At 59.5% G+C, this 3,166-nt stretch carries 4 protein-coding genes; 3 read left to right on the top strand and 1 reads right to left on the bottom strand.

The window, feature by feature from the left end; genetic code table 11:
* Positions 1–168 precede the first annotated feature (168 nt).
* Genes AC1DRJ_RS22535 through AC1DRJ_RS22545 form a run of 3 tightly spaced genes read left to right on the top strand, consistent with a single transcriptional unit; the run spans position 169 to position 3,051 of the window.
* Positions 169–1,290, top strand: a complete 1,122-nt coding sequence (locus tag AC1DRJ_RS22535) for a glycosyltransferase family 4 protein (RefSeq protein ID WP_477804090.1) — start codon at positions 169–171, stop codon at positions 1,288–1,290.
* Positions 1,283–2,059 carry a DUF2334 domain-containing protein gene (locus AC1DRJ_RS22540; protein WP_477804088.1) on the top strand — a complete coding sequence of 259 codons (777 nt, stop codon included), beginning with the start codon at positions 1,283–1,285 and terminating at the stop codon, positions 2,057–2,059. Before AC1DRJ_RS22535 ends, AC1DRJ_RS22540 begins: the two co-directional genes overlap by 8 nt.
* On the top strand, positions 2,056–3,051 hold the full coding sequence (locus tag AC1DRJ_RS22545) for a lysylphosphatidylglycerol synthase transmembrane domain-containing protein (RefSeq protein ID WP_477804089.1): 996 nt from the start codon (positions 2,056–2,058) through the stop codon (positions 3,049–3,051). The genes AC1DRJ_RS22540 and AC1DRJ_RS22545 overlap by 4 nt, the downstream gene beginning before the upstream one ends.
* On the opposite strand, the gene AC1DRJ_RS22550 is transcribed toward AC1DRJ_RS22545, so the two are convergent.
* Positions 3,038–3,166, bottom strand: a 129-nt coding sequence (locus AC1DRJ_RS22550; RefSeq protein ID WP_477804091.1) for a hypothetical protein, incomplete at its 5' end; no start/stop codon positions are given. The two genes, AC1DRJ_RS22545 and AC1DRJ_RS22550, sit on opposite strands and share 14 nt — an antisense overlap.

Below are 3,166 nucleotides of genomic sequence, written 5' to 3' on the forward strand. Positions count from 1 at the left end.
CTTTCTGGAAGAACTCGGTTAAATGTGGGAGCGGCGGTGCGACGATTCGACTTGCTCGCGAAGGCGTCCTGCAAAACACCACAGCCCCCCTGACACCCCGCCACAAAACCCCAACCGAACATCTATCCTTCATAAAGGTCAACCAAGGGAGAACCACAGGACCGGAGGCTGTTCATCGTGCATATCGCGGACATCACCATGTTCTACGCCCCTGCCAGCGGTGGCGTGCGCACGTATCTGGATGCCAAACACCGTCGCCTTGGCACCAAGCCAGGCATTCGTCACAGCCTGTTGATTCCGGGCGCTCACCTGAGTGAAACGGATGGCGTTTACACAGTTCCCGCCCCTGCACTGCCCTTTGGCAAGGGTTATCGCTTTCCCCTCCGCCTGGCCCCCTGGCGAAATGTCCTGCAGGACTTACAGCCCGATCTGATCGAAGTAGGCGACCCGTATCTCACCGCGTGGGCAGCACTGGATGCGCGGCGCCAACTGGACGTTCCGGTCATCGGTTTTTATCACTCGGACTTGCCGCTACTGGTCAGCAATCGGATGGGCAATTGGGTCACGCCGAACGTCGAGGCCTATGTCAGCAAGCTCTATGGCAACTTCGACCGGGTTCTGGCACCGAGCCGGGTCATGGCCGACAAACTGAGTGGGCTGGGGGTGAAGAACGTGTTTGTCCAACCGTTGGGCGTCGACTTGCAAACCTTTAACCCTAATGCCCGAGACCCTGGTCTGCGCGCCGAATTAGGCATTGATGAAAACACGCATCTGTTGATTTTCGCCGGCCGCGGTTCCAAAGAAAAAAACCTGCCGGTGCTGCTCGATTGCATGGTGCGGCTGGGTCCGCGTTATCACCTGCTGCTGGTGGGTTCGTCGATGCCGGCCGCTGTACCGGACAACGTCACCGTGGTCGATGGATTCTGCCCGACCGTACAAGTGGCGCGATTGATGGCCAGCGCCGATGCATTGCTGCACGCCGGCGACCAGGAAACATTCGGGTTGGTGATACTCGAAGCCATGGCCAGCGGCATTCCGGTGGTGGCTGTGGCGGCCGGCGCCTTTCCGGAAATTGTTACTGCGCCCTGCGGCTTGTTGTGCGCACCGAACAACTCGACGGCGATGACTAATGCTGTTCGTGAGCTATTCAGTCAGGACAACGCGGCGCTGGGAAAAACGGCGCGCCGTCACGTCGAGCAGCAATACAGCTGGGACTCGGTGGTCCAAAGTCTGCTGGGGCACTATCACGCCGTACTCGGCAGCCAATGGCCGCTGACCGCCAATGGTTAATCCGATGAACCCTTCCTGCGTGTTACTGGTGCTGCACGACGTTGCGCCGCACACCTGGGCCGACTATCAACCCTTCGTTGAAGCGGTCGACGCGTTGGGCGATGTACCGATGACATGGCTGGTGGTCCCGGACTTTCACAAACACAACAGCATTGACGCTCACCCGGACTTTCGACGTGTGCTCACCCAACGCGTTGCCCGAGGGGACGAACTTGTATTGCACGGCTACTTTCATTGCGATGAGGGACCTCCGCCCGGCAACCCGCGAGACTGGTTCATGCGCCGTATCTACACCCACGAAGGCGAGTTTTACAGTCTGTCGCAACAGGTCGCGCTCGCCCGGGTGCACGCCGGAATCGAGGTCTTTGAGCGTTACCACTGGCCCCTGGAAGGTTTCGTCGCCCCGGCCTGGTTGATGAGCGAAGGCACGCGCGAGGCGCTACGCCAATTGCCGCTGCACTACACCAGCGATTCGCAGCATTTGTATCGACTTCCGGATTTCACGCCGATTGATGCACCCGGGCTGGTCTGGAGCGCTCGCAGTGCCTGGCGGCGAGGCGTATCGAAACTGCTCAGCGATCACCGTGAACAGCGCTGGCAACACGCGCCGGTCATTCGCCTGGGCTTGCACCCGGTGGACATGCGCCATGCGTTCTCTCGCACCTACTGGTTGCAGACCCTCAAGCGCTTGCTCGACGAGGGGCGCGTGCCGATGACCAAGTCCCAATGGCTGGGTTTGCAACGCGCCCCAGTCGGCCGAGCAGCATGAGCCGGAGGATTGTGCTGTTCGTCGCCCTGTTGGCTGCGGTGCTGATCCCGCTGTTGCTCGGCGGCAACCAGACCTGGTTGCGCCTGCAAAATTTTCCATTGAGCTGGCTGCTGATCATGTTCGGCATGATTCTGTTGTGCTGGGCGGTGAACACCCTGCGCTTGCGCCTGTTGCTCGGCGATCAGTGCGATAAGGTCAGCCCGGTCAAAAGCCTTGGCGTGGTGATGGCTGTCGAGTTTGCCTATTGCGCCACTCCTGGCGGCAGCGGTGGACCGCTGGCAATCATGGCGTTGCTGGCGCGCAATGGCGTGCAACCGGCCAGGGGCAGCGCAGTATTCGCCATGGATCAACTGAGTGATCTGCTGTTTTTTCTCTGTGCACTGAGCGGGATTTTAATTTATGCGCTGTTTCAGCACCTCAGCGAACGTATGGAATGGTTGCTGACGGTCAGTGTCTTTTCAATGTTCTGCGGGTTGATCTGCTGCGTGATGGTCGCCCGCTACCATCGGCTGCTGATTCGCCTGAGCGGACGACTACTGGTTCGTCTGAATGTAAAAAGCACTACGCGCCTGCGCTGGGCACGCAAACTTCTGCACTTCCTCGCCGCCTTCACTGACACATTGAAGTTGCCTTTTCAGACATTGATCACGGTGTTTGCCCTGACCTGCTTGCATTGGGTCCTGCGCTACAGCGTGTTGTATCTGGCACTTCGCGGGCTGGGGGCGGATTTGCAATGGGCGTGGTGCTTTTTGATCCAGATGCTTTCGCTCAGTGCAGGGCAATTCAGCCTGCTACCGGGCGGTGCCGGGGCGGCGGAGTTGACGTCGGCGGCCTYGCTGGCGCCCATGGTGGGGAAATCGACCGCGGCGGCGGCTATTCTGATCTGGCGGGCGGTGACTTATTACTTCTACCTGATAGCGGGTGGCCCGGTGTTTTTGCTGATGCTGGGACGACCGCTGCTGAGGAAGTTGATGAAGCTCAAGCAGGCTTGATCGTACCTTCAGGGGCTTGCTGTAACTGCTCCCACAACTCGGCAGCACCGGGAAACTCCGTGCCATCTTCGGGGCTCATGTCATCCGGATCATAACGACTCAAACAACCCTCGCC

It is taken from the genome of Pseudomonas sp. P5_B2 (genome assembly GCF_056400445.1).

Excerpts from the sequence above, each read along its gene's own strand:
- AC1DRJ_RS22540 (WP_477804088.1), top strand. The coding sequence starts at position 1,283 with ATGGTTAATCCGATGAACCCTTCCTGCGTGTTACTGGTGCTGCACGAC.